The sequence below is a fragment of the Ruegeria halocynthiae genome, from assembly GCF_000743705.1.
Lineage (GTDB): Bacteria > Pseudomonadota > Alphaproteobacteria > Rhodobacterales > Rhodobacteraceae > Ruegeria > Ruegeria halocynthiae_B.
This window is the reverse complement of the sequence record NZ_JQEZ01000004.1, coordinates 36,417-59,104: the sequence shown is the minus strand read 5'-3', so window position 1 is coordinate 59,104 and position 22,688 is coordinate 36,417. Positions and strand designations below refer to the sequence as shown.

The window sequence follows — 22,688 nt, the reverse complement described above, 5'->3', positions numbered from 1 at the left end:
GGAACCGCGAGACATGAAGAAACTGATCACAGCCATCGCCCTGCTGGCCGCTGCGCCCGCCTGGGCCGAAGACAAGATGACCGTGCTGCTGGACTGGTTCATCAACCCCGATCACGGCCCCATCATCGTGGCGCAGGAAAACGGGTATTTCGCCGAGCGGGGGCTTGAGGTTGAAATCGTCCCGCCTGCTGACCCCTCGGCCCCGCCGCGCCTTGTGGCTGCTGGTCAGGCCGATCTGGCGGTGTCCTATCAGCCGCAGCTGCACCTGCAAATCCACGAAGGCCTGCCGCTGAAACGTGTGGGTACGCTGGTTGCCACCCCGCTGAACTGCCTGCTGGTCCTCAAGGACGGCCCGATCAAATCGCCCGCCGATCTGAAGGGCAAGAAAATCGGCTTTTCCGTCGCTGGCGTGGAAGAGGCCGTTCTGACCACCGTTCTGGGCAAATACGACGTGAAACTGGATGAGGTTGAGCTGATCAACGTGAACTTCTCGCTCTCGCCCTCGCTGATGTCCGGTCAGGTCGACGCGGTGATCGGGGCCTATCGCAATTTCGAGCTGAACCAGATGGATATCGAAGGCGCGCCCGGCACCTGTTTCTATATCGAGGAGGAAGGCGTGCCCGCGTATGACGAATTGATCTATGTCGCCAACCCCGACACGATGGATATCGACAAGGTCATCCGCTTTTTGGCCGCAACCGAAAAGGCCACGCAATATATCGTCAACAACCCGGAAAAAAGCTGGGAAATCTTCTCGGCCACGTCGCCCGAGCTGCAGGACGAGCTGAACGCCCGCGCCTGGGTCGATACGCTGCCCCGGTTCGCCCTGCGCCCAGCAGGTCTTGAGGCAGGTCGCTATGCAAGGTTCGAGGCGTTCCTGAAAGACAGCGGCATGATCGACAGCATCAAGCCTGTCAGCGACATCGCCATCGACGTGACCGCACAATGAGCAGCGATTACGGCAAAGCCTTCGCGCTGATGCGGGATGCGGCGCAGGGGCCGTGGGGGGATTACACCCGCCACACCTTTGTCGAAGGGCTCAAGGATGGCACCCTGCCGCGTGCGGCGTTCCTGCATTATCTGCGTCAGGATTATGTGTTCCTGACCCATTTCTCGCGCGCCTGGGCGTTGGCAGTGGTCAAGGCGCAGACGCATGACGAGATGCAGGTTGCCTCTGCCACGGTTAACGGGCTGTTGCATGAAGAGATGATGCTGCATGTAGGCGTTTGCGCCGAGGAAGGCATTACCCGGGAAGAGCTGTTTGCCACGCCCGAGCGGCCCGAAAACCTTGCCTATACTCGCTTTGTTCTCGAATCCGGGTATTCGGGGGATTACCTGAGCCTGCTTGCGGCGCTGTTGCCCTGCGTTGTCGGCTATGCCGAGATCGGATCGCGATTGGCGCAAGAGGCGACATCGGAAACTTACCGCCCCTGGATCGACACCTATGCAGGCGAACAGTATCAGAGTCATTGCCACAATATCGGCGCGTTGCTGGATGGCGCGCTTATCCGGCGACTGGGAGAGAATTATGATGCGCTTCCAGTATGGGCTGACCTCTGCAAGACCTTCCGCACCGCGACCGAGCTTGAGGTCAATTTCTGGCAGATGGGCCTGACCCCATGACCCCCGCGCCCGACCTGATCGTCAGCGGCTCGGCCACGATTGACGGCACAAGCTTGTTTGCGCCGTTGACCCTGACCCTTGGGGCGGGGCAGTGGACCTGTTTGCTGGGCGGATCGGGCGTGGGAAAAACCACCGTTCTGCGCCTGATCGCGGGGCTGGACACCGGAGCCACCTTTGCCGGTGACATCAGCGCCAGCGACGGGCAGCCGGTTACTGACCGTGTCGCCTATATGGCGCAGGACGATCTGTTGCTGCCCTGGGCCACCGTGGCGCAAAACATCACGCTGGGCGCGCGATTGCGCGGCGAAAAACCCGATCTTGCGCGCCGCGACCGCCTGATCGGGCGGATGCGGCTGCAGGATCATATTGGCAAAAAGCCATCCGAGTTGTCCGGCGGGCAGCGTCAACGCGTGGCGCTGGCCCGCACGCTGATGGAAGATCGCCCTATCGTTCTGCTGGATGAGCCGTTTTCGGCGCTCGACGCCCGCACCCGCGCCGATATGCAGGATCTGGCGGCCGAGGCGTTGCAGGGCCGCACTGTCCTGCTGGTCACCCATGACCCGGCCGAGGCCGCGCGGCTGGGGCAGGCGATCCATGTCATGACGCAACACGGCCTGACGCCCTGCCAACCGCCGCACGCCCCCGCGCCGCGCAGGGTGGACGATCTGGAAACGCTGGAAACGCAGGGATCGCTGCTGCGGATGTTGCGAGAGGAAGCGGCATGAAAATCCTGTCACCCCTTGCCGCCACCCTGTTTGCGCTGGCGGTCTGGCAGGCAATCGTGTCGCTGACGGGCCTGCCCAAGTTCATCCTGCCGGGGCCTGCGCTGGTGGCGGAAACCTGGTGGCAAAACCGCTGGCTGATTGCCGAACACACGTGGATTACGGCGGTCGAGGTTGTGATCGGCCTGGCCTGCGGCACGATTTTGGGTGTGATCACCGCCCTGCAACTGGCCAATTCGCGGGCCGCGCGGGTTCTGGTGCAGCCGATGCTGGTGTTCACACAGGCGCTGCCGGTCTTTGCACTGGCGCCGCTGCTGACCCTGTGGCTGGGTTATGGGCTGTGGTCCAAAGTAGCGATGGCGGTGCTGATCATCTATTTCCCGATCACCTCGTCCTTTTTCGACGGGCTGATGCGTACGCCCACCGGCTATCTTGATCTGGCCCGCACCATGCAGGCCAGCCCGCGCGCGGTGCTGTGGCATATCCGCATTCCCGCTGCGCTGCCGTCGCTGGCCTCGGGTCTGCGGCTGGCCGCTGTTTATGCGCCCATCGGGGCGGTGATTGGCGAATGGGTCGGGTCCTCGCAAGGGTTGGGATACCTGATGCTGCTGGCCAATGGCCGCGCCAAAACCGATCTGATGTTTGCGGCGATGCTGACGCTGGGCGTGTTTTCGGTTCTGCTGCACCTGATCATCCGCCGCGCCACCGCCCGCATGGCGGGTGAAACGCATTAACCTTTCGGAAACCGATTCTGCGCCAGTCTGGGCGCATGACTCAGAATGCCTTTGCCGAAGCCCCGATGCTGTTTGAAAGTGATGAAGCCCCGGTTGCGCCGCTGCCGTCGGGGCGGCTGCCGTCTTACATCAAGGACCACCGCAAACGCCTGCGCGAAAGGTTCATGTCCGGCGGGTCTGCGGCCATGCCGGATTATGAGCTGCTGGAGCTGGTCCTGTTCCGTTCCATTCCCCGGCAGGATGTGAAGCCGCTGGCGCGGGCGCTGATGGATACGTTTGGCGATTTCAACCGCGTGCTGACCGCGCCCGAGGATCGGCTGCGTCAGATCAAGGGCGTGGGCGATACGGTGATCACCGATCTGAAAATCCTTGAAGCCTGCGCCCACCGCATGGCCCGCGCGCGGGTGATGCAGCGGCATGTAATCTCGGGCTGGGACGCTTTGCTGGACTATTGCCATACAACGATGGCGCATCGCGAGACTGAGCAGTTCCGGGTGTTCTACCTGGACCGCAAAAACGTGCTGATCGCGGATGAGGAACAGGCCAAGGGCACCGTCGATCACGTGCCCGTCTACCCGCGCGAGGTCGCCAAACGGGCGTTGGAATTGAATGCCTCGGCCCTGATTGTGGTGCACAACCACCCGTCGGGCGACCCGACCCCGTCGCAATCGGATATCGACATGACCAACCGGATTCAGGATGCCTGCACCGCGCTGGGGTTGACGTTGCACGATCATCTGATCATCGGCAAATCAACCGAGCTGAGCTTTCGGTCCGAAGGTTATCTGTAACCACTACTGCACCCAGACTTCGACCCTGCGATTGGTCTTGCGGCCCCATTCCGTGTCATCGCAGGCCATGGGCATCGCTTCGCCAAAGGCGTCGACCGTGATTTCGACACTGTCGGGTATCGCGGTTTCAACCGCCGCCAGAACCGCGTTGCGCACCGTTTTGGCCCGCAGCATGGCAATTTTGGCATTGGCGGTGGCAGCCCCGTCCCCGTCACTGAACCCGACAAAGGTCAGCATGCGCGCGCCCAGTGTGCCGGATTCCAATTTCTGCGCCAGTTGCCGGATGTTTGCCCGCGACTGCGCATCGGGTCGTGATGAACCGGCCTCGAACCGGAAGGACAGGGACAGGCGGGACAGCGGTCGCAGGGTTTCGACCATGCGTTGCAGCTCCTCAAGGCCAACCTCGGGGCCGCCGGATGCAACGGCGTTGGCCAGCCGATCGCCCTGCAACCCGATACGCAGCATCTCGGGGGCCTGATCGACAAAGCCCGCCTTGCGAACGGCCATCTGCGCCTGGGCACCCTGAGTATAGGCCAGAAACTGCCGCGCAATGCGGGGCAGACGCCGGTCTGGCAAGTACAGGAACATAGGCGCGGTCAAAGGGTAATCCTCGGTCTTGATGGATTGCCGCGTCGCGGTCAGCGCGTGACCACACCCGCCCGCCAATGGCAAAGCGCGGGCCATGTGTGCCTCGGTTTGGCTGGCGATACCGATCGCAAAGGGGTCATTGGCAACATCCCGAACCAGATCGCTGCTGCGCCCATGCCGAACAACGTCATCCGACAGGGGAACACCCGCAGGGCCAAGCAATTGATCCTCGACCCCTTGGGCCAGCCCCGATCCGGCATCGGGCAGATGCAGGGAAATCGGTGCGTCCGGACCATCCAGTTCGGTCCAATTCGTGATGTCGCCGGAAAACACCCGCGCCAGATCAGCGGGGGAAATCTGCCGCACCGGATTGTCGGGGGCCACGACCGGGACCAAAGCATCCAATGCCACGACCCGGGATCGATGTCCTTGCGAAAGATCTCCATGCCCGGCGTCTTGCGCCGCCTCTTGTTCCGACGGGCGGATTTCCCGCTGGGCCATGACGATATCTGCCTGATCCGCGATCAGGTCGGAAAACCCCTGCGCCGTGTTGCCGATGTCAAAGAAAAACCTGCCCAACGGCGCATCCCGTCCGGTTTGGCGCAACTCATACTGCCACGTCCCTGTTCCGGTGCGCTGTGGCGTGGCGGACAGGCCCTCTTGCTCGGCAAAGCCCACGATCAGGGCGGGCAGTACATTCTCGGCCATGACAGAAGATCCGGAAAAACGAATCTCGGCCACGAAATCCGTTAGATTGGGGCACGCGGGCCCCGCACAGACCACCCCTGATCCGTCGACCGTCAGTTCGCCAAATTGGGTGGCCAGGCGATAGAACTCGCCGTCGAAACCCAAGAAATTGCCTGCGACCTCGACCTTGCCGTCATGAGAGGTCAGCGTGATGTCCTGCGCATTGACGCCTGACGCACATGTCGCCGAAAACAGTGCGGCCGCTGCCACACGAAAAAATGTCATAAGTTGGTCGAGCCTGCCTGCGGTTTAATTTGCCGCGATTGTCAGGTCTTGGAACAGATTATTCAACACCAGAAACTCACCCGTCTGCGAACAGCCCGGCAATGTCAGCGTTAAATCGCGCGACCGAAGCTTCCGATCACCGCGCAGTTCCAGCGATTGCACGTTCAGATCATGACCGCAGTTTTCGGGGGTGACTTCGGCCTCGACTGTCAGTTCGACGGAACCTGCCTGATGGGGCTGGCCGATGGGAAAGGAATAGACCTCGATATTCTGTGCATCTGTGAACCCGGGTTGACCCAGGTGCACCACGTTGCCCGCGCCCTGCGTGTCCGGGTCAGCCGACACGTGGCCATTGCCGCCATAGGTCGCGCCAAATTCCAGCGCGTGTATCTGAAGGTCCGTATCACCCTGCCATTGCAGGGCGATACGGTTGTATTGGTCCATGTCGGGGATGTGAGTGGTAGCTACTGTGCCTTGCTGATCGTCCAGCGAGATCAGAAAAATCGCGTATTCCGACAGGGCCGGTATGGTCAGATCCAAAGCGCCTGTGCTGTCTGTTCTTTGACTTACGGTTAGGCCGCTGTGGTGCACCTCGATCCGTTCATCCTTATGACAGGGGGCTTTGATTTTCAGGCGTGCGGCTGCGCCGGGTACGGCCATGGCACGGGCGCTGAGGCTGCAATCGGCGCGGTCAGAGGGGGTTGACCGGCCCGGCCGCGGGGGCCGTTGCAACGTCTCGACATCAGAGTTTTCATCCAAGGCCGAAGGCGAGGAGGTCAGCACAATTCCTTGGAGCCCGGAAATCACCGAGGCCTGACCCGTGGTCGTAACCACGGTTTCATCGGCCTGTGCATCGCGATGCGCAGGTGTTCCATTCTGCATCAGGTAACCGATAGCCAGCGCACATGCGACTGTGCCACCTGTGGTCACGTAGTTCTTAATTACAAACAAGACACCCTCCCCAGTTGAAGGAGCGAGTCGCATCTTGATCATGAAACGCGGCCAATATGTGGCCGCGAGGCGGACTCATTGTGTCTGAATTACGATGACGTCAGGTCAACCGTCCGTGGCAATGTTTGAACTTCTTGCCAGAGCCGCAGGGGCATCTGTCATTGCGCGACGGATTACCCCAGGTCGTCGGATCATCTTCGACAAATCCGGGGCGCGGATCGCCCGAGGCTTCGGCCTCGGCCACTGCTTCGGCCTGACCGGCGGCCTGATCCACGGCCTGTTGTGACCGCGCCTGCTGCGCCTGCATCTGGGCCAGCATCTCGCGCTGTTCCTCTTCGGTCAGCGGGCGCACGCGCGACAGTTGCTGGGTCACGGTTTCGCGCAGGCTGTCCAGCATGGATTCGAACAGCTGAAAGCTTTCATTCTTGTATTCATTCAGCGGGTCGCGCTGGGCATAGCTGCGGTATCCCACGACCGAGCGTAGATGTTCCAGCGTCAGCAGATGTTCGCGCCACTTGCCGTCGATGGCCTGCAGCAACACCTGCTTTTCGATGTTGCGCATGTTTTCTGGGCCAAATGCGGCCGCCTTTTGCGCCATCATCTCATCAGTGGCATTGATCAGACGTTCGCGCACCTGTTCGTCATCCACGCCTTCCTCGGCGGCCCAGTCCTGAACCGGGGCGTCGACAGTCAGCTTTTCCTTGATCGCTTCGTGCAACCCGTCGGTGTCCCACTGGTCGGCATAGGATTTCGGCGGCATATATTCGTCGATCAGATCGTCGATCACCTGTTCACGCATGTCCGAGACGATCTCGGACAGATCGTCGGTCGACATGATCTCGCGGCGTTGGCTGAAGACAACCTTACGCTGATCGTTCATCACGTCGTCAAATTTCAGAACGTTCTTGCGCATGTCAAAGTTACGGCCTTCGACCTTGGACTGCGCCCGTTCCAGCGATTTGTTCACCCAGGGATGGACGATGGCCTCGCCCTCTTTCATGCCCAGCGTGGTCAGTACTTTGTCCAGCCGTTCCGAACCGAAGATGCGCATCAGATCGTCTTCGAGGCTGAGGTAGAAGACGGTGCGGCCCGGATCACCCTGACGGCCCGAGCGGCCGCGCAGCTGGTTGTCGATGCGGCGGCTTTCGTGACGCTCAGACGCCATCACGTACAGGCCACCGGCAGCCAGAACCTTTTCTTTTTCCTCAGCATGGCGCGCTTCTTCCGCAGCGCGCAGTTCGGCGGGATCGGCCTCGGGGTTTTCGGCCAGCGCCTGCAGCACCTTCATTTCCGCGTTGCCGCCCAGCTGAATGTCGGTGCCGCGACCGGCCATGTTGGTGGCGATGGTCACCGCGCCATAGCGACCCGCATCGGCGACGATCTGTGCCTCTTGTTCGTGCTGGCGGGCGTTCAGAACATTGTGCTTGATGTCTTCCTTGTTCAGCAGCTGGCTCAATAGTTCGGATTTTTCGATGGACGTGGTGCCCAAAAGAACCGGCTGGCCCTTGGCTTGTGCTTCTTTGGTCTCGTCAATCATGGCGCCGTATTTCTCGGCGGCGGTACGAAAGACCTGATCGTCTTCATCCAGACGGGCAATCGGCTTGTTGGTCGGAACCTCGACCACGCCCAGACCGTAGATTTCCGCGAATTCCTCAGCCTCGGTCAGCGCTGTGCCGGTCATGCCGCCCAGCTTTCCATACAGACGGAAATAGTTCTGGAAGGTCACGCTGGCCAGCGTCACGTTCTCGGGTTGGATATGAACGCCTTCTTTGGCTTCAATCGCCTGATGCAGCCCTTCGGACAGGCGGCGGCCCGGCATCATTCGCCCGGTGAATTCGTCGATCAGCACCACATTGCCATCGCGCACGATGTAATCCTTGTCGCGTGTAAACAGTTTATGCGCGCGCAGGCCCTGGTTGACGTGGTGAACAACCGTGGTGCTTTCGGGATCGTACAGCGAATGCCCTTCGGGGATCAGGCCCGCCGTAAGCAGCTGTTGTTCCAGAAACTCGTTGCCTTCGTCGGTAAAGGTCACGCTGCGGGACTTTTCATCCAACGAGAAGTGATCATCGCCCAACGACGGGATCAGCGCGTCGATGGCGGTGTAAAGGTCTGACCGGTCTTCGGACGGGCCCGAGATGATCAGCGGTGTCCGGGCTTCGTCGATCAGGATCGAGTCGACCTCATCCACAATCGCGAAATTGTGGTGTTTCTGATAAATCTCGGCCAGATCGGCCTTCATGTTGTCGCGCAGATAGTCAAAACCCAGCTCGTTGTTGGTGGCATAGGTGACATCACATGCATATGCGGCTTTTTTCTCGGCGTCAGGCTGGCCGGACCAGATCACACCGGTGGTCATGCCCAGGGCAGCAAACACCTTGCCCATCCATTCCGCGTCACGCTTGGCCAGATATTCGTTCACCGTGACCACATGCACGCCCTTGCCGGTCAACGCGTTCAGATAGGCCGGGAAGGTCGCGACCAAAGTCTTGCCCTCACCGGTTTTCATTTCCGAGATGTTGCCCTGATGCAGGAATGCGCCGCCCATCAGCTGCACGTCAAATGCGCGCAGCCCCAGCGCTCGGCGCGCACCTTCGCGCACATTGGCAAAAGCTTCGGGCAGCAGACCATCCAGGCTTTCGCCATCCAGCGCGCGTTGGCGCAGCTCGGCGGTCTTTTCGATCAGCCCTTCATCCGACAGCTTTTCGAACTCTGGTTCCAGCGCATTGATCTGTTCGACCAGCGGGCGGGTCGCCTTGATCTTGCGGTCGTTCGGCGTACCGAACACCTTTTTGGCAAGCGTTCCGAGTCCCAGCATGTTCACTCCAGCGGATCTGTTCTTATCGTGGTTGCGACAGGCTTGCCCACCTTGCGCGCAACCCATAGATACGGGGGGTGAAAGGCGGCCCTGTCCAAGGCTTCAAAGCGATGTAAGCGGCAGGTCCCAGAGTGTCAACGCTGCGCCCTGTCGCGGTAAACAAATAGGATGAATCAATGCCCAAAGGCCTCACTTTTCTGCCATCGCTGGCTCTTGCTGCCGTGATGGCCCTGCCGCTGGCCGCCGAAACCAAGCCTGATGCAGGCACCGTGGTTGCGCGCGTAAACGGAGATGAGATCACTCTGGGTCACGTTATCGCCACTGCAGCGACCCTGCCGGCGCAGTATCAGCAGATTGAGGATGACGTTTTGTATGAATTCATCATCGAACAGCTGATCCAGCAGCAATTGTTGGGGCAAGAGCAGGACGATCTGACCGCACGGAACGCGCTGACGCTGGAAAATGAAACCCGGTCGCTGCGCGCTGTGCAAACGGTCAACGCGCTGGTGGAATCAAGCGTGACGGATGAGGCGGTCCAGGCCGCATATGACGCGCAATTCGCCGAATTTCAGGGCGAAGATCAATATAACGCCAACCATATCCTTGTAAAAACCGAGGATGAAGCCAAGGCCATCAAGGCGCAGCTGGATGATGGCGCCGATTTCGCCGAAATGGCCAAAGAGAATTCGACCGGCCCCTCGGGCCCCAATGGCGGCGCGCTGAACTGGTTCGGCAAAGGCCAGATGGTTCCGGAGTTCGAAGCCGCCGTTGTTGCGCTGGAAAAAGGCCAGGTTTCCGAGCCGGTGCAGACCCAATTTGGCTGGCACCTTATTATCCTGAACGACAAACGTAAAAGCGAAGCGCCCGAACTGGACGCGATACGGGGTGAGCTGGTTCAGACCATCCAGCAGGAAACCGTTCAGGCCCGCATTGACGAGCTGACGCAGCAGGCGCAGATCGACCGCCCCGCGCTTGAGGGGGCAGGTCCCGAAATCGTGCGTCAGCTGGACCTGATTCAGGAGTAACCACGCGTGGCCAAGATCACTAAAACCTCTCCGCTGGCGCCAGCGGCGTTTCCCGATCTGCCCGCAATCGACGGTGCGCGTTTCGCCACCGTCGCCGCAGGTGTCCGGTATCAGGGTCGGACTGATGTTCTGTTGGCAGTACTTGATCCGGGGACTTCGGTGGCAGGTGTTTTCACCCGCTCGGCCACCCGTGCCGCGCCCGTGCTGGATTGTCAGAACAAGATCGGCGGGGCCAGCGATGGCCCCGCGGCGATCCTTGTGAACTCGGGCAACGCCAACGCCTTTACCGGGCATTATGGCCAAGCCTCGGTGGCCGAGGTGACACAGGCCGTCTCGGCGGCGACCGGTGTGGCGGTTGACCGGGTCTTTACCTCGTCGACCGGCGTGATCGGCGAGCCGATGCCCCATGACCGTATCGTGGCACAGCTTGAAACCCTGAAGGCGGGTCTTGACCGTCACGCGCTGGAAGATGCCGCACGGGCGATCATGACCACAGATACCTTTCCGAAAGGGGCCAGTGCGCAGGTCGAGATTGACGGCAAAACAGTCTCTATCTCGGGGATTGCCAAAGGTTCGGGCATGGTCGCGCCGGATATGGCGACGATGCTGGTTTACATCTTCACCGACGCGCAGATCGAACAATCCGCGCTGCAGGCGATGCTGGGTGCGCAAACCGACCGGACGTTCAACTGCATCACCGTCGACAGCGATACCTCGACCTCGGACACGCTTTTGCTGTGTGCTACGGGGGCTTCGGGTGTCGACGCCAGCGGCAACGCCGCTTTTGCCGAAGCCCTGGAAGGTGTGATGCTGGATCTGGCGCAGCAGGTTGTGCGCGATGGCGAGGGGGCCACGAAATTCGTGGAAATCCGGGTGACCGGGGCTGCATCAGACGCGGATGCCAAGGTTCACGGGTTGGCCATTGCCAACTCACCCCTGGTGAAAACAGCCGTCGCGGGCGAAGACCCGAACTGGGGCCGTGTGGTTATGGCCATCGGCAAATCCGGGGCGGCAGCGGATCGCGACCTGCTGAGCATTTCGTTCGGGGATATTCTGGTTGCTGAAAAGGGCTGGGTCAGCCCCGATTACCGGGAAGAGGACACCGCCGCCTATATGAAGAACCAGGATCTGGTGATTGCCGTCGATCTGGGATTGGGTGACGGTCAATCGACGGTGTGGACCTGCGATCTGACCCACGGATATATTGAGATCAACGCGGATTACCGCTCGTGAAAACGGTACTGGTTTCCGCTGTTGCGTTGATCGACATCGAAGGCCGGGTGCTGCTGGCGCAGCGCCCGGAAGGCAAATCCATGGCCGGTCTGTGGGAGTTTCCGGGCGGCAAGATCGAACCCGGCGAAACCCCCGAGGCCGCGCTGATCCGCGAATTGCACGAGGAACTGGGCATCGACACCTGGGCCTCGTGCCTCGCCCCGCTGACCTTTGCCAGCCACAGCTATGATGATTTCCATCTGCTGATGCCTCTGTTCGCCTGCCGCAAGTGGGAGAACATCCCGCAGGCGAAAGAGGGCCAATCGTTGAAATGGGTTCGTGCCAATGAGTTGCGGAACTATCCGATGCCTGCGGCGGATGTGCCGCTGATCCCGATTTTACGGGATTGGCTGTAGAAGCAGCACTACCGAACCTCCGCATTGGTTTGGAAGGGCCAATTTCCGTTGACTAAGAATTTGCGGTTATTTCAGGTTTCTTAACTTATCGCTTTGATCGGATAATTGCCGTTCGAACGCGCTGAATACGCGCAGCGGTATTCGGCAAATCACCTCTCTGTGACTGTTACAATTCGTAAGAATTGAGAAAACATCAGGCAAAACTTGACGCTGATCGTTCCGGTGTCCCTTAATCGGGGCGCTGGCGTCCGGGCATGGTTCCGGGTCCGCCGATTCCGACCCGGGGAGGGGGCGGATTGGGAGGAGAAAGAGATTGGCTCAGACGCAGTCGGGGGCCGAGGGGATGCAGTCCCTTCCGGCGCTTTTACACCGCAATGCAACGCAACTTGGGGATGCTCCGGCGTACCGGGAAAAGGATTTCGGGATCTGGCAATGCTGGTCCTGGGCCGAAACGGCCGCTGAAATCCGTTCGATCGCGCTGGGATTTCTGGAGATTGGTGTTGAAAAGGGCGACCATATCGCGGTGATCGGGCGCAACCGCCCGGCGCATTACTGGTCGATGGTCGCGGCCCAGATGGTGGGCGCCGTTCCTGTGCCGCTGTATCAGGATGCCGTCGCCGAAGAGATGGCCTATGTGCTGGAACATTGCGGCGCAAAATTCGTTGTCTGCGGCGATCAGGAGCAGGTCGACAAAGTTATCGAGATTCAGGAAAATCTGCATCAGATCAAGCACATCCTGTATACTGAAAAGCGCGGGATGCGGAAATACGACCACAGCCAGATGAACGCGCTGGACGACATCAAGGCTGAAGGCAGCGCCGGTCATCAGCGGTTCGACGCAGAGCTGGAAAAGCGCATCGCCGCGATTGCCTATGACGATACCTGCGTGATGCTTTATACTTCGGGCACCACGGGCAAACCCAAAGGTGTGGTGCTGTCGAACCGCAACGTGATTGAAAGCGCCAAGAACTCGGCCGAATTCGATAATCTGACGCGAAACGAAGACATCCTGTCCTATCTGCCGATGGCCTGGGTTGGTGATTTCATCTTTTCCATCGGTCAGGCTTATTGGTGCGGCTTCTGTGTGAACTGCCCCGAAAGCGCCGATACGATGATGACCGATCTGCGCGAAATCGGACCAACCTATTTCTTTGCCCCGCCGCGCGTTTTTGAGACCCAGCTGACCAATGTGATGATCCGGATGGAGGACGCGGGCAAGCTGAAGCGGAACATGTTCCACCACTTCATGGCGCACGCCAAGAAGGTGGGTGGCCTGCTGCTGGACGGCAAACCGGTGGGCTTTGGCGACCGGCTGAAATACGCGCTGGGCAATCTGCTGGTCTATGGGCCGCTTAAAGACACGCTGGGTTATGGCCGATTCCGCGTGGGCTATACTGCGGGGGAGGCGATCGGACCGGAAATCTTTGATTTCTATCGCTCACTGGGGATCAACCTGAAACAGCTGTACGGCCAGACCGAAGCGACCGTCTTCATCACCGTGCAGCCGGATGGTGAGGTTCGGGCGGATACGGTGGGCGTGCCCGCGCCGGATGTGGAGTTGAAAATCGACGATACCGGCGAGATCCACTACCGCTCACCCGGTGTGTTCGTTGAATATTACAACAACCCCGATTCCACCGCCTCGACCAAGGATGCCGAGGGTTGGGTGGCCACGGGGGATGCCGGGTTTATCGAAGAGGGCTCGGGCCATTTGCGCATTATCGACCGGGCCAAGGACGTGGGCAAAATGGCCGATGGGTCGATGTTTGCGCCGAAATATGTCGAGAACAAACTGAAATTCTATCCCGATATTCTGGAGGTTGTCGTATTCGGTAACGGCAAAGATCGGTGCGTGGCCTTCATCAACATCGACCTGACGGCGGTGGGCAACTGGGCCGAGCGTAACAATGTAGCTTATGCGTCGTATCAGGAACTGACGGCCCATCCCCGTGTGTTGGAGACGATCAAATCCCACGTGGAAGAGGTGAATAAGTCTGTCGCCGCCGATGAAATGCTGTCGGGCTGTCAGGTGCATCGCTTTGTGGTGCTGCACAAGGAGTTGGATGCAGATGACGGAGAGATGACCCGGACCCGTAAAGTGCGGCGCGGGTTTGTCGAAGAGAAATTCAGCGACATCATCGCCGCGTTGTATGACGGGTCAGATAAGGTGTCGACCACCACGGAAGTGACCTACGAGGACGGCCGCAAAGGCGCGATCAGTGCCACGCTTCAGATCATCGACGCGCCGGTTGTCACGGCCGTTCAGCACAAAGTGGCTGCGGAATGAGCGTCGGTCGTGCGCCGCTCGACCTGCGGTCATCGCCCCGCCCGCCGTCCCGTTTTTGCGCAAGTCAAGGAGTGACTGATGCTGGATAGTGCCGAAGGATATGTCACCGAGGACGGCCGCAAGATCGGTGGCGTGGTGATGGAGATGAAGAACATCACCCTGCGGTTTGGCGGTGTGGTGGCGATCAAGGACATCTCGTTCGACATTCGCGAGGGCGAGATTCGGGCGATCATCGGCCCGAACGGGGCCGGAAAATCCTCGATGTTGAACGTGATTTCCGGGTTCTATGTCCCGCAAGAGGGCGAGGTCTGGTTCCATGGGTCGAAACGCCCACCGATGCGGCCGTATGAGGTGGCGCAACAAGGGATCGCGCGGACGTTTCAGAACATCGCCTTGTTCGAAGGCATGAGCGTTTTGGATAACGTCATGACCGGTCGGCTGGGTTACATGAAAACCAACATTTTTCAGCAGGCGCTGTGGAAGGGCAAGGCCGAAGCCGAAGAGGTCGAAAACCGCGAGGCGGTGGAAAAGATCATCGACTTCCTTGAGATTCAGCATATCCGCAAGACGCCGGTCTCGCGCCTGCCATACGGGTTGAAAAAACGCGTTGAACTGGCCCGCGCGCTGGCGGCGGAACCCAGGCTTTTGCTGCTGGATGAGCCGATGGCAGGCATGAACGTCGAAGAGAAAGAGGACATGAGCCGCTTTATCCTGGACGTAAATGATGAATTCGGCACCACCATCGCGCTGATCGAACACGATATGGGCGTGGTGATGGATCTGAGCGACCGGGTGGTCGTGATGGATTACGGGCGCAAGATCGGAGACGGCACCCCGCATGAGGTGCGCAACAACCAAGAGGTCATCGACGCTTATCTGGGGGTTAGCCATGACTAACCATCTGACAGACATGAGAGGGGGCGCAGATGCCTGATCAGCTGATTTTCGCGATGGAGGTTTTCCTCAACGGTCTGATGGCCGGGGTGCTTTATGCGCTGGTCGCGCTGGGCTTTGTGCTGATCTACAAGGCGTCGGGGATTTTCAATTATGCGCAAGGGGTTATGGCCCTGTTTGCGGCGATGACGCTGGTCGGGGTCATGAACGGGCAGGTGCCGTTTGCGCATCTGATCAACGCGACCTTCGGCACCCATGTCTATACGTTCGGTTGGAGCGTGCCTGCGCTGGTGGCGATCATTGTGACCATGGGGGTGATGGTGTTGCTGGCCTGGGCCGTGCAGCGCTTTGTCATGCGACACTTGGTCGGGCAAGAGCCGATCATCCTGTTCATGGCGACCATCGGATTGGCTTATTTCCTTGAAGGTTTCGCGGATCTTATGTGGGGGTCCGAGATCAAGACGCTTAATGTGGGTCTGCCGCAGGGTATCAACCTGTGGATTGACGAGAGCACATTCAACATCTTCGGGTATGGCTTCTTCATCGACAATCTGGATATCGTGGCGACGGTGATTGCGGCGCTGCTGGTGGCCGCGCTGGTGGCCTTTAGCCAATATACCAAACAGGGCCGCGCGATGCGCGCGGTGGCCGATGATCATCAGGCGGCGCTGTCGGTTGGCATCTCGCTGAACTTCATCTGGATCATGGTCTGGTCGGTCGCTGGATTCGTTGCACTGGTTGCGGGGATCATGTGGGGCACCAAATCGGGTGTGCAGTTCTCGCTGTCGCTGATCGCGCTCAAGGCGCTGCCGGTGCTGATGCTGGGCGGGTTCACCTCGATCCCCGGTGCCATCGTCGGCGGTCTGATCATCGGTGTGGGTGAGAAACTGTTCGAGTTTTCCATCGGCCCGCTGGTTGGCGGCGCGACCGAGAACTGGTTTGCCTATGTTCTGGCGCTGATCTTCCTGGTGTTCCGGCCGCAGGGCCTGTTCGGTGAGAAGATCATCGAGAGGGTGTAGCCATGCAAAAGTTGATCGCCATTCTCAACGTGGTCGCATGGGCCGGATTCTGGGCCTTCGGCTATATCGCCGTTACCTCGGATGACCTGACCGAAGGTCAACTGGTGATTGCCGCGATCCTGGCCTTTGCCGGGTTGGTCACTGGCATTCTGGCTTACATGAAACTGGTGCGCGCGTCCGAGGCGAGCGGTTACGCCAAAGGGTCTAAACAACTGGACGCCGCGACCCGGAACCGGGCGCAGGAAGAATGGGGAAAGTAAGACATGTTCTATCGTGAGGCCGGAGATTTCAAAACCTCCTACACAGATGACAGCCAGACTTTCCCGATCAAATTCGACCGGTACAGGTATTATGTCGTGCTGGCGGTGGCGTTTGGCATCGTCCCGTTTATCATCAATGATTACTGGGCCAACGCTTTGCTGTTGCCCTTCCTGATTTATGCCATCGCGGCCATAGGGCTGAACATTCTGGTGGGATATTGCGGGCAGGTCAGCCTTGGCACCGGCGGGTTCATGGCTGTGGGGGCCTATGCCTGTTACAAGCTGATGACCGCGTTCCCCGATGTCAGCATGTTCATCCATGTCCTGCTGGCCGGTGGGGTCACTGCGATTGTAGGCGTTCTGTTCGGCCTGCCATCCCTGCGCATCAAAGGGTTCTATCTGGCGGTGGCCACGCTGGCGGCACAGTTCTTTCTGGTTTGGTTGTTCAATCGGGTGCCGTGGTTCTACAACTACTCGGCCTCGGGGCAGATCAACGCGCCGGAACGCGACGTGTTTGGCATCATCATCACTGGCCCCAACGCGCCAGCCTGGGCGACGTATCTGTTCTGTCTGATCTTCCTGGCGCTCTGCGCTGTTCTGGCCCGTAACCTGACGCGGGGCACCACGGGGCGGACATGGATGGCAATCCGCGACATGGATATCGCGGCAGAAATCATCGGGGTGAACCCGTTGAAGGCGAAACTGACCGCCTTTGCCGTCAGCTCTTTCTTTATCGGCATCGCCGGGGCGTTGTTCTTTGCGGTTTATCTGGGCGCGGTCGAAGTGGGCGAAGTGTTCGGCATCCAGAAATCATTCCTGGTGCTGTTCATGATCATTATCGGCGGATTAGGGTCTATTTTCGGGTCCTTCGCAGGCGCTGCCTTTCTTGTGTTGCTGCCGGTGGTTCTGAAGGTTGTCGGTGCGGATATGCTGGGCTGGCCCACGGATATCGTGGCACATCTGCAGTTGGTGATCGTGGGTGCGTTGATCATCATGTTCCTGATCCTTGAACCACATGGGCTGGCGCAGCTGTGGCGCGTCGCCAAAGAGAAACTCAGACTCTGGCCGTTCCCGCACTAAGGGACTGGCCCAATCAAATAACGGGTGCAAAGCCCGAACCCAACATCGGAATAATCAAGGGAGGAAACACCCGATGAAATTGAAACTGGCAACCGTGGCGCTGAGCGCCGCAATGGCGGCAGGCCCGGTAATGGCCGATCTTGTATTCCCATCGCTTAGCTATCGCACCGGCCCATACGCGGCTGGCGGTATCCCATTTGCGGATGGCTACGCCGATTATTTTACCCTGCTGAACGAACGTGATGGCGGGATCGGGGGCGTTCCGGCCAAGGTGATCGAATGCGAAACCGGCTATAACACCGAAAAAGGTGTGGAATGCTATGAATCCACCAAGGGCGAAGGCGCGCTGGTTTATCAGCCGCTGTCCACCGGTATCACCTATCAGCTGATCCCTAAGACCACGGCTGATGGTATCCCGATGCACACGATGGGCTATGGCCGGACCTCGGCCAAAAATGGCGACGTGTTCAGCCATACCTTCAACTATCCCGCCAACTACTGGGATGGGGCATCAGGCGCGATCAACTATCTGCTTGAGGAAAACGGTGGCGACCTGAGCGGCAAGAAAGTCGCGTTGGTCTATCACAACTCGGCCTATGGCAAGGAACCGATCCGCACGCTTGAGGAGCTATCGGCCAAACACGGTTTCGAACTGGTCGCCCTGCCGGTTGATCACCCGGGTCAGGAGCAGAAATCGCAATGGCTTCAAATTCGCCGGGAACGTCCCGATTTTGTCCTGATGTGGGGCTGGGGCGTGATGAACCAGGTTGCTGTGCAAGAGGCCGCGAACATCCGCTATCCGATGGAGAATTTCATCGGCATCTGGTGGTCGGGTTCCGAAAATGACGTGCTGCCTGCGGGTGAGGCCGCAAATGGCTTTAAGGCGCTGACCTTCCACAACGTCGGGTCGGATTTCCCACTGTATGACGACCTGAACAAATATGTCGTCGATGCAGGCAAGGCTGCCGGCGCAGGCGATCAGGTGGGCACGGTTCTGTATAACCGCGGTCTCTATGCGGCGATGCTGGCGGCTGAGGCCGCTAAAAAGGCGCAAGAGATTTCCGGTAATGCCGACATCAACGCCTCTGACATGCGCGACGGTATGGAAGCGCTGGAAATCACCGAGGCCAAGATGGCCGAACTGGGCCTGCCGAACTTTGGCCCGGCCTTCTCGGTGTCTTGCGAGAACCACGGTGGCGACGCCCTGGTCGGCGTGACGCAGTGGGACGCGGCCAATAAGACCTGGTCGCTGATTTCCGAGTTCAAGTCAACCGATGGCGACGTGATCGGCCCGCTGATCACCGAAGATTCCAGTGCGTATGCCTCGGAAAACAACATCGGTGCGCGCTGCAACTAAGGCGCTTTGAAACACCGGGACGGCGGCAGACCGCCGTCCCGACCCCAACTCTCGCACGAGGACACGCGCAGATGCTGGATGCGGCACAAACCACCGAAGTGCAGGCCGAAACCCTGCTTGAGGTCAACAATATCGAAGTGATCTACAATCACGTGATCCTTGTTCTGAAGGGGGTCAGCCTGACCGTGCCCAAGGGCGGCATTACGGCTTTGCTGGGCGGCAATGGCGCGGGCAAGACGACAACGCTTAAGGCGGTGTCAAACCTGCTGCATTCCGAACGTGGCGAGGTGACCAAAGGCACGATCAAATATCGCGGTAAAAGCATCCATGAAAGCGACCCGGCCGATCTGGTGGAAAAGGGCGTCATTCAGGTGATGGAAGGCCGCCATTGCTTCGAACACCTGACGGTCGACGAAAACCTGCTGACCGGGGCCTATACCCGTAAGGATGGCAAAGCTGCGATCCAACAGGATCTGGAGCTTGTGTATACTTATTTCCCGCGCCTCAAGGAACGCCGCCGCAGTCAGGCGGGCTATACCTCGGGCGGGGAACAACAGATGGTGGCGATGGGCCGGGCGCTGATGTCACGGCCGGAAACGATCCTGCTGGACGAACCCTCGATGGGATTGGCGCCGCAGTTGGTCGAAGAGATTTTCGGCATCGTGAAGGATTTGAACGAGAAAGAGGGCGTGTCCTTTCTGCTGGCCGAACAGAACACCAATGTGGCGCTGCGGTTCGCGCATTACGGCTATATTCTGGAATCGGGCCGCGTGGTGATGGATGGACCGGCGGCTGAGCTGCGTGAAAACCCGGATGTAAAGGAATTCTATCTGGGCATGTCCGACGAGGGCCGCAAAAGTTTCCGCGATGTGCGCTCGTACCGCCGTCGCAAGAGGTGGTTGTAAGCGGATGGAGGATCTGGTCATGACGAAATACTATGACACGCTCGAGACCCGTTCACCCGACCAGCGCGGCGCCGAACAGGCGCATGGGCTGCGAATTCAGCTTCACCGGGCGCAATCCGCGCCGGGCTTTGCCGGGTATCTGGACGGGGTCGAGATCGACAACATCGCCTCGGTCGATGATCTGGTCAAACTGCCGGTGCTGCGGAAATCGGATCTGGCCAAGGCGCAGGCGACGCGTCCGCCCTTTGGTGGCTTTACCGTCAAACCGGCGCGGCATTTTCATCACGTGTTCCAATCTCCGGGGCCGATCTATGAACCCGGCAGCACCGATCCCGATTGGTGGCGCATGGGGCGGTTTCTGCATGCAGCCGGCGTGGGGCCGGGCGATATCGTTCACAATTGTTTCGGTTATCACCTGACCCCGGCGGGGATGATTTTCGAAAGCGGCGCGCGGGCCGTGGGGGCCGCCGTGCTGCCTGCTGGTACCGGCCAGACCGAGTTGCAGGTAACCGCCGCGCGTGACGTAGGCTGTACCGCCTACGCCGGGACGCCGGATTACCTGAAGGTCATTTTGGACAAAGCCGATGAGATGGGCGTGAAGCTGAACTTTGCCATGGCGGTTGTCGGCGGCGGTGCGCTGTTCCCGTCGCTGCGTCAGGATTACGCCGACCGGGGCATTTCCTGTCTGCAATGTTACGCGACCGCCGATCTGGGCAATATCGCCTATGAAAGCCCCGCGATGGAGGGGATGATCATCGACGAGCATGTGATCGTCGAGATTGTCACGCCGGGCACTGGCACACCGGTCACACCGGGCGAAGTGGGTGAGGTCGTGGTGACTTCGTTGAACCCGGATTACCCGCTGATCCGGTTCGCCACGGGTGATTTGTCCGCCGTGTTGCCGGGGGAATCCCCTTGCGGTCGCACCAACATGCGGATCAAGGGCTGGATGGGGCGCGCCGATCAGACCACCAAGATCAAGGGCATGTTCGTGCGCCCCGAACAGGTCGCGGCATTGGTCGACAAGCATGACGAAATCGTCAAAGCCCGCGTCATCGCGTCCCGCCAGGGTGAGATGGACACCATGACCGTTCAGATTGAAAGTCCCAGCGGCAATGACTCGGCCTATGCCAGATCCGTTGCCGAAGTTCTGAAACTGAAAGGCGCGATTGAGGTTGTGGCCCCAGGATCGCTGCCCAAAGACGGGTTGGTGATCGAGGATCAGCGCGTTTACGAATGAAGCCTGAACAGATCTGCGGCAGTATGTGTCGCAGATTTGTTCCCCTGCCCACTGGTGTTTCTGAGCGTTTTGGTCGATTAAAGGCTGAATCTGCGCCTTTGCCAGTCACAAGCCGGAAACATGGCCGACATCGAACTTTCAAAACACGGAACACGCAATCGGGGCGTGTTGGGCACCCGGTTGGTGGCCATGGTGGCCTATCTGGTGGCTGCGGCCTGTCTGTTGCCGATGGTCGCGGTTGTGCTGGCAACGGTCACGGGCGGGACGGACACGATCTCACATCTGTTGGACACGGTTCTGCCGCGCTATGCGCTGACCACCCTGATCCTGGTGGTTCTGGTGGCCGCAGGCACATTCTCGATCGGTGTGGGCGCTGCCTGGCTGGTGACGATGACCCGGTTTCCCGGAGTGCGGTTCCTTGAAATTGCGCTGGTCCTGCCGTTGGCTTTTCCGGCCTATGTGCTGGCTTATGCCTATACGTTCATTCTGGACCACCCCGGCATTGTGCAGACTACCCTGCGAGAGGTGACCGGCTGGGGCCCCCGCGACTATTGGTTCCCGGAAATCCGCTCGACCGAGGGTGCGGCGGTGATGCTGATCCTTGTGCTGTATCCCTATGTTTACCTGCTGGCCCGTGCGGCGTTCCTGCAGCAAAGCGCATCCGCCTTTCTGGCCGCGCGTGCGCTGGGCAAAAGCCCGTGGCTGGCGTTCTGGCACGTGTCTCTGCCGATGGCGCGCCCGGCCATTGCGGGGGGTGTTTTGCTGGCCATCATGGAAACCATCGCTGATTTCGGCACGGTGGCCTATTTCGGCGTCCAGACCTTTGCCACCGGTATCTATACCAGCTGGTTTTCGATCGGGGATCGTGCCGCCGCGGCGCAGCTTGCCCTGTGCCTGCTGGGCTTTGCACTGATTATCGCTGTCACGGAACGAACCCAGCGCGGTAAGGCGAAATACTATCAGGCGGGTAAAAGCCACGCGACCCTACCCTCGGCGCAGTTGAAGGGCTGGCAATCGGCGGCGGCCTTTACGCTGTGCGTCATTCCTGTGCTGCTGGGCTTTTTGCTGCCGGTGTTCATCCTGATTCAGATGGGGCTGACCTCAGAGCAGAACCTGCTGTCACGGCGCTATGTCGGGTTCATCCAGAATTCGCTGACGCTTGCGGGAACGGCGGCGGTGGTGACCGTATTCGCGGCAATTTGTGTGGGGTTCTTTCAACGGCTGCGCCCGGGGCGGGGTTCGGCCACCACAGGCTATCTGGCGCGGTTGGGCTATGCGGTGCCCGGCGGCGTGATCGCGGTGGGCCTGATGGTGCCATTTGCCAGTTTCGACAATGCGCTGGACGCCTGGATGCGGCAAACCTTCGATATTTCGACCGGGCTGCTGGTCACCGGTTCGATCTGGTTGCTGGTGGCGGCCTATATGGTGCGCTTTTTGGCCGCCGCGCTCAGCGCTTATGAGGGTGGGCAAAGCACGGTTCACGCCAATATGGACGCTGCGGCGCGGTCTTTGGGGCAGACCCCGCTGGGCACATTGCGCCGGGTGCATCTGCCGATCCTGACGCCGTCGCTGCTGACTGGGTTGCTGATTGTCTTTGTCGACGTGATGAAAGAGCTGCCTGCCACGCTGATCATGCGGCCGTTCAACTTTGACACGCTGGCGGTGCAGGCCTATCGGCTGGCCTCGGATGAGCGGCTGGAGGGCGCTGCCGTACCCTCGCTGGTGATCCTTGCGGTGGGGCTTTTGCCGGTGATTCTGATCTGCCGTCAGGTCGGGCGGCGCTAGGGCGCGACG

At 59.8% G+C, this 22,688-nt stretch carries 20 protein-coding genes; 17 read left to right on the top strand and 3 right to left on the bottom strand.

Annotated features, from left to right (window positions below; genetic code table 11):
* The first annotated feature begins 13 nt into the window (after positions 1-13).
* Genes JT51_RS15255 through radC form a run of 5 tightly spaced genes read left to right on the top strand, consistent with a single transcriptional unit; the run spans position 14 to position 3,870 of the window.
* Positions 14-949, top strand: a complete 936-nt coding sequence (locus JT51_RS15255; protein WP_037314598.1) for an ABC transporter substrate-binding protein — start codon at positions 14-16, stop codon at positions 947-949.
* Complete coding sequence (gene tenA, locus JT51_RS15250) at positions 946-1,623, top strand: thiaminase II (protein WP_081894712.1); 678 nt, start codon at positions 946-948, stop codon at positions 1,621-1,623. Before JT51_RS15255 ends, tenA begins: the two co-directional genes overlap by 4 nt.
* On the top strand, positions 1,620-2,348 hold the full coding sequence (locus JT51_RS15245; protein ID WP_037314595.1) for an ABC transporter ATP-binding protein: 729 nt from the start codon (positions 1,620-1,622) through the stop codon (positions 2,346-2,348). Before tenA ends, JT51_RS15245 begins: the two co-directional genes overlap by 4 nt.
* Complete coding sequence (locus JT51_RS15240) at positions 2,345-3,079, top strand: ABC transporter permease (protein WP_037314592.1); 735 nt, start codon at positions 2,345-2,347, stop codon at positions 3,077-3,079. Before JT51_RS15245 ends, JT51_RS15240 begins: the two co-directional genes overlap by 4 nt.
* A 35-nt stretch (positions 3,080-3,114) precedes the next feature.
* Positions 3,115-3,870, top strand: a complete 756-nt coding sequence (radC, locus tag JT51_RS15235) for a RadC family protein (RefSeq protein ID WP_037314589.1) — start codon at positions 3,115-3,117, stop codon at positions 3,868-3,870.
* Positions 3,871-3,873: 3 nt separating this feature from the next.
* Here the strand turns inward: radC and JT51_RS15230 are convergent, their stop codons facing one another.
* The 3 genes from JT51_RS15230 to secA form a co-directional block, all read right to left on the bottom strand.
* Positions 3,874-5,430 carry a phosphate ABC transporter substrate-binding/OmpA family protein gene (locus tag JT51_RS15230; protein WP_037314586.1) on the bottom strand — a complete coding sequence of 519 codons (1,557 nt, stop codon included), beginning with the start codon at positions 5,428-5,430 and terminating at the stop codon, positions 3,874-3,876.
* A 24-nt stretch (positions 5,431-5,454) separates the two neighbouring features.
* Positions 5,455-6,381, bottom strand: coding sequence for a hypothetical protein (locus tag JT51_RS15225; RefSeq protein ID WP_037315374.1), 927 nt, complete (start codon positions 6,379-6,381; stop codon positions 5,455-5,457).
* A 100-nt stretch (positions 6,382-6,481) separates the two neighbouring features.
* Positions 6,482-9,199, bottom strand: a complete 2,718-nt coding sequence (gene secA, locus JT51_RS15220; RefSeq protein ID WP_037314583.1) for a preprotein translocase subunit SecA — start codon at positions 9,197-9,199, stop codon at positions 6,482-6,484.
* Between the two features lie 176 nt (positions 9,200-9,375).
* Here secA and JT51_RS15215 point away from each other — a divergent pair, with 176 nt between their 5' ends.
* From JT51_RS15215 to JT51_RS15160, 12 genes are all read left to right on the top strand, one after another.
* Positions 9,376-10,224, top strand: coding sequence for a peptidylprolyl isomerase (locus JT51_RS15215; RefSeq protein ID WP_037314580.1), 849 nt, complete (start codon positions 9,376-9,378; stop codon positions 10,222-10,224).
* A 6-nt stretch (positions 10,225-10,230) separates the two neighbouring features.
* Positions 10,231-11,457: a bifunctional glutamate N-acetyltransferase/amino-acid acetyltransferase ArgJ gene (gene argJ / locus JT51_RS15210; protein ID WP_037314577.1), complete on the top strand. Its 1,227-nt coding sequence runs from the start codon at positions 10,231-10,233 to the stop codon at positions 11,455-11,457.
* Positions 11,454-11,852: an 8-oxo-dGTP diphosphatase MutT gene (gene mutT, locus JT51_RS15205; protein WP_037314574.1), complete on the top strand. Its 399-nt coding sequence runs from the start codon at positions 11,454-11,456 to the stop codon at positions 11,850-11,852. Before argJ ends, mutT begins: the two co-directional genes overlap by 4 nt.
* 343 nt (positions 11,853-12,195) lie before the next feature.
* Positions 12,196-14,139, top strand: a complete 1,944-nt coding sequence (locus JT51_RS15200; protein ID WP_200876097.1) for an AMP-binding protein — start codon at positions 12,196-12,198, stop codon at positions 14,137-14,139.
* Between the two features lie 78 nt (positions 14,140-14,217).
* Positions 14,218-15,036 (top strand): ABC transporter ATP-binding protein, encoded by an 819-nt coding sequence (locus JT51_RS15195; RefSeq protein ID WP_037314568.1) that lies wholly within the window; start codon positions 14,218-14,220, stop codon positions 15,034-15,036.
* Between the two features lie 29 nt (positions 15,037-15,065).
* Positions 15,066-16,052, top strand: coding sequence for a branched-chain amino acid ABC transporter permease (locus tag JT51_RS15190; protein ID WP_037314564.1), 987 nt, complete (start codon positions 15,066-15,068; stop codon positions 16,050-16,052).
* 2 nt (positions 16,053-16,054) lie between these two features.
* Positions 16,055-16,312, top strand: a complete 258-nt coding sequence (locus JT51_RS15185) for a hypothetical protein (RefSeq protein ID WP_037314561.1) — start codon at positions 16,055-16,057, stop codon at positions 16,310-16,312.
* A gap of 3 nt (positions 16,313-16,315) precedes the next feature.
* On the top strand, positions 16,316-17,392 hold the full coding sequence (locus JT51_RS15180) for a branched-chain amino acid ABC transporter permease (protein ID WP_037314558.1): 1,077 nt from the start codon (positions 16,316-16,318) through the stop codon (positions 17,390-17,392).
* A 73-nt stretch (positions 17,393-17,465) separates the two neighbouring features.
* Positions 17,466-18,749: an ABC transporter substrate-binding protein gene (locus JT51_RS15175; protein WP_037314555.1), complete on the top strand. Its 1,284-nt coding sequence runs from the start codon at positions 17,466-17,468 to the stop codon at positions 18,747-18,749.
* Between the two features lie 71 nt (positions 18,750-18,820).
* The gene (locus JT51_RS15170; RefSeq protein WP_037314552.1) at positions 18,821-19,654 is read left to right on the top strand and encodes an ABC transporter ATP-binding protein; all 834 of its coding nucleotides are present in this window, start codon (positions 18,821-18,823) and stop codon (positions 19,652-19,654) included.
* A gap of 19 nt (positions 19,655-19,673) precedes the next feature.
* Positions 19,674-20,894, top strand: coding sequence for a phenylacetate--CoA ligase family protein (locus tag JT51_RS15165; RefSeq protein ID WP_037315371.1), 1,221 nt, complete (start codon positions 19,674-19,676; stop codon positions 20,892-20,894).
* A gap of 120 nt (positions 20,895-21,014) precedes the next feature.
* Positions 21,015-22,679, top strand: coding sequence for an ABC transporter permease (locus JT51_RS15160; protein ID WP_037314549.1), 1,665 nt, complete (start codon positions 21,015-21,017; stop codon positions 22,677-22,679).
* Positions 22,680-22,688 lie beyond the last annotated feature (9 nt).

What these genes read in the sequence shown, in the direction of transcription:
- JT51_RS15190 (WP_037314564.1), top strand. Translation starts at nt 15,066, where the DNA reads ATGCCTGATCAGCTGATTTTCGCGATGGAGGTTTTCCTCAACGGTCTG.
- JT51_RS15230 (WP_037314586.1), bottom strand. Translation starts at nt 5,430, where the DNA reads ATGACATTTTTTCGTGTGGCAGCGGCCGCACTGTTTTCGGCGACATGT.
- JT51_RS15200 (WP_200876097.1), top strand. Translation starts at nt 12,196, where the DNA reads ATGCAGTCCCTTCCGGCGCTTTTACACCGCAATGCAACGCAACTTGGG.
- JT51_RS15175 (WP_037314555.1), top strand. Translation starts at nt 17,466, where the DNA reads ATGAAATTGAAACTGGCAACCGTGGCGCTGAGCGCCGCAATGGCGGCA.
- JT51_RS15170 (WP_037314552.1), top strand. Translation starts at nt 18,821, where the DNA reads ATGCTGGATGCGGCACAAACCACCGAAGTGCAGGCCGAAACCCTGCTT.
- JT51_RS15215 (WP_037314580.1), top strand. Translation starts at nt 9,376, where the DNA reads ATGCCCAAAGGCCTCACTTTTCTGCCATCGCTGGCTCTTGCTGCCGTG.
- radC (WP_037314589.1), top strand. Translation starts at nt 3,115, where the DNA reads ATGACTCAGAATGCCTTTGCCGAAGCCCCGATGCTGTTTGAAAGTGAT.
- JT51_RS15245 (WP_037314595.1), top strand. Translation starts at nt 1,620, where the DNA reads ATGACCCCCGCGCCCGACCTGATCGTCAGCGGCTCGGCCACGATTGAC.
- JT51_RS15165 (WP_037315371.1), top strand. Translation starts at nt 19,674, where the DNA reads ATGACGAAATACTATGACACGCTCGAGACCCGTTCACCCGACCAGCGC.
- secA (WP_037314583.1), bottom strand. Translation starts at nt 9,199, where the DNA reads ATGCTGGGACTCGGAACGCTTGCCAAAAAGGTGTTCGGTACGCCGAAC.
- JT51_RS15180 (WP_037314558.1), top strand. Translation starts at nt 16,316, where the DNA reads ATGTTCTATCGTGAGGCCGGAGATTTCAAAACCTCCTACACAGATGAC.
- JT51_RS15240 (WP_037314592.1), top strand. Translation starts at nt 2,345, where the DNA reads ATGAAAATCCTGTCACCCCTTGCCGCCACCCTGTTTGCGCTGGCGGTC.
- JT51_RS15185 (WP_037314561.1), top strand. Translation starts at nt 16,055, where the DNA reads ATGCAAAAGTTGATCGCCATTCTCAACGTGGTCGCATGGGCCGGATTC.
- tenA (WP_081894712.1), top strand. Translation starts at nt 946, where the DNA reads ATGAGCAGCGATTACGGCAAAGCCTTCGCGCTGATGCGGGATGCGGCG.
- JT51_RS15255 (WP_037314598.1), top strand. Translation starts at nt 14, where the DNA reads ATGAAGAAACTGATCACAGCCATCGCCCTGCTGGCCGCTGCGCCCGCC.
- JT51_RS15160 (WP_037314549.1), top strand. Translation starts at nt 21,015, where the DNA reads ATGGCCGACATCGAACTTTCAAAACACGGAACACGCAATCGGGGCGTG.
- JT51_RS15195 (WP_037314568.1), top strand. Translation starts at nt 14,218, where the DNA reads ATGCTGGATAGTGCCGAAGGATATGTCACCGAGGACGGCCGCAAGATC.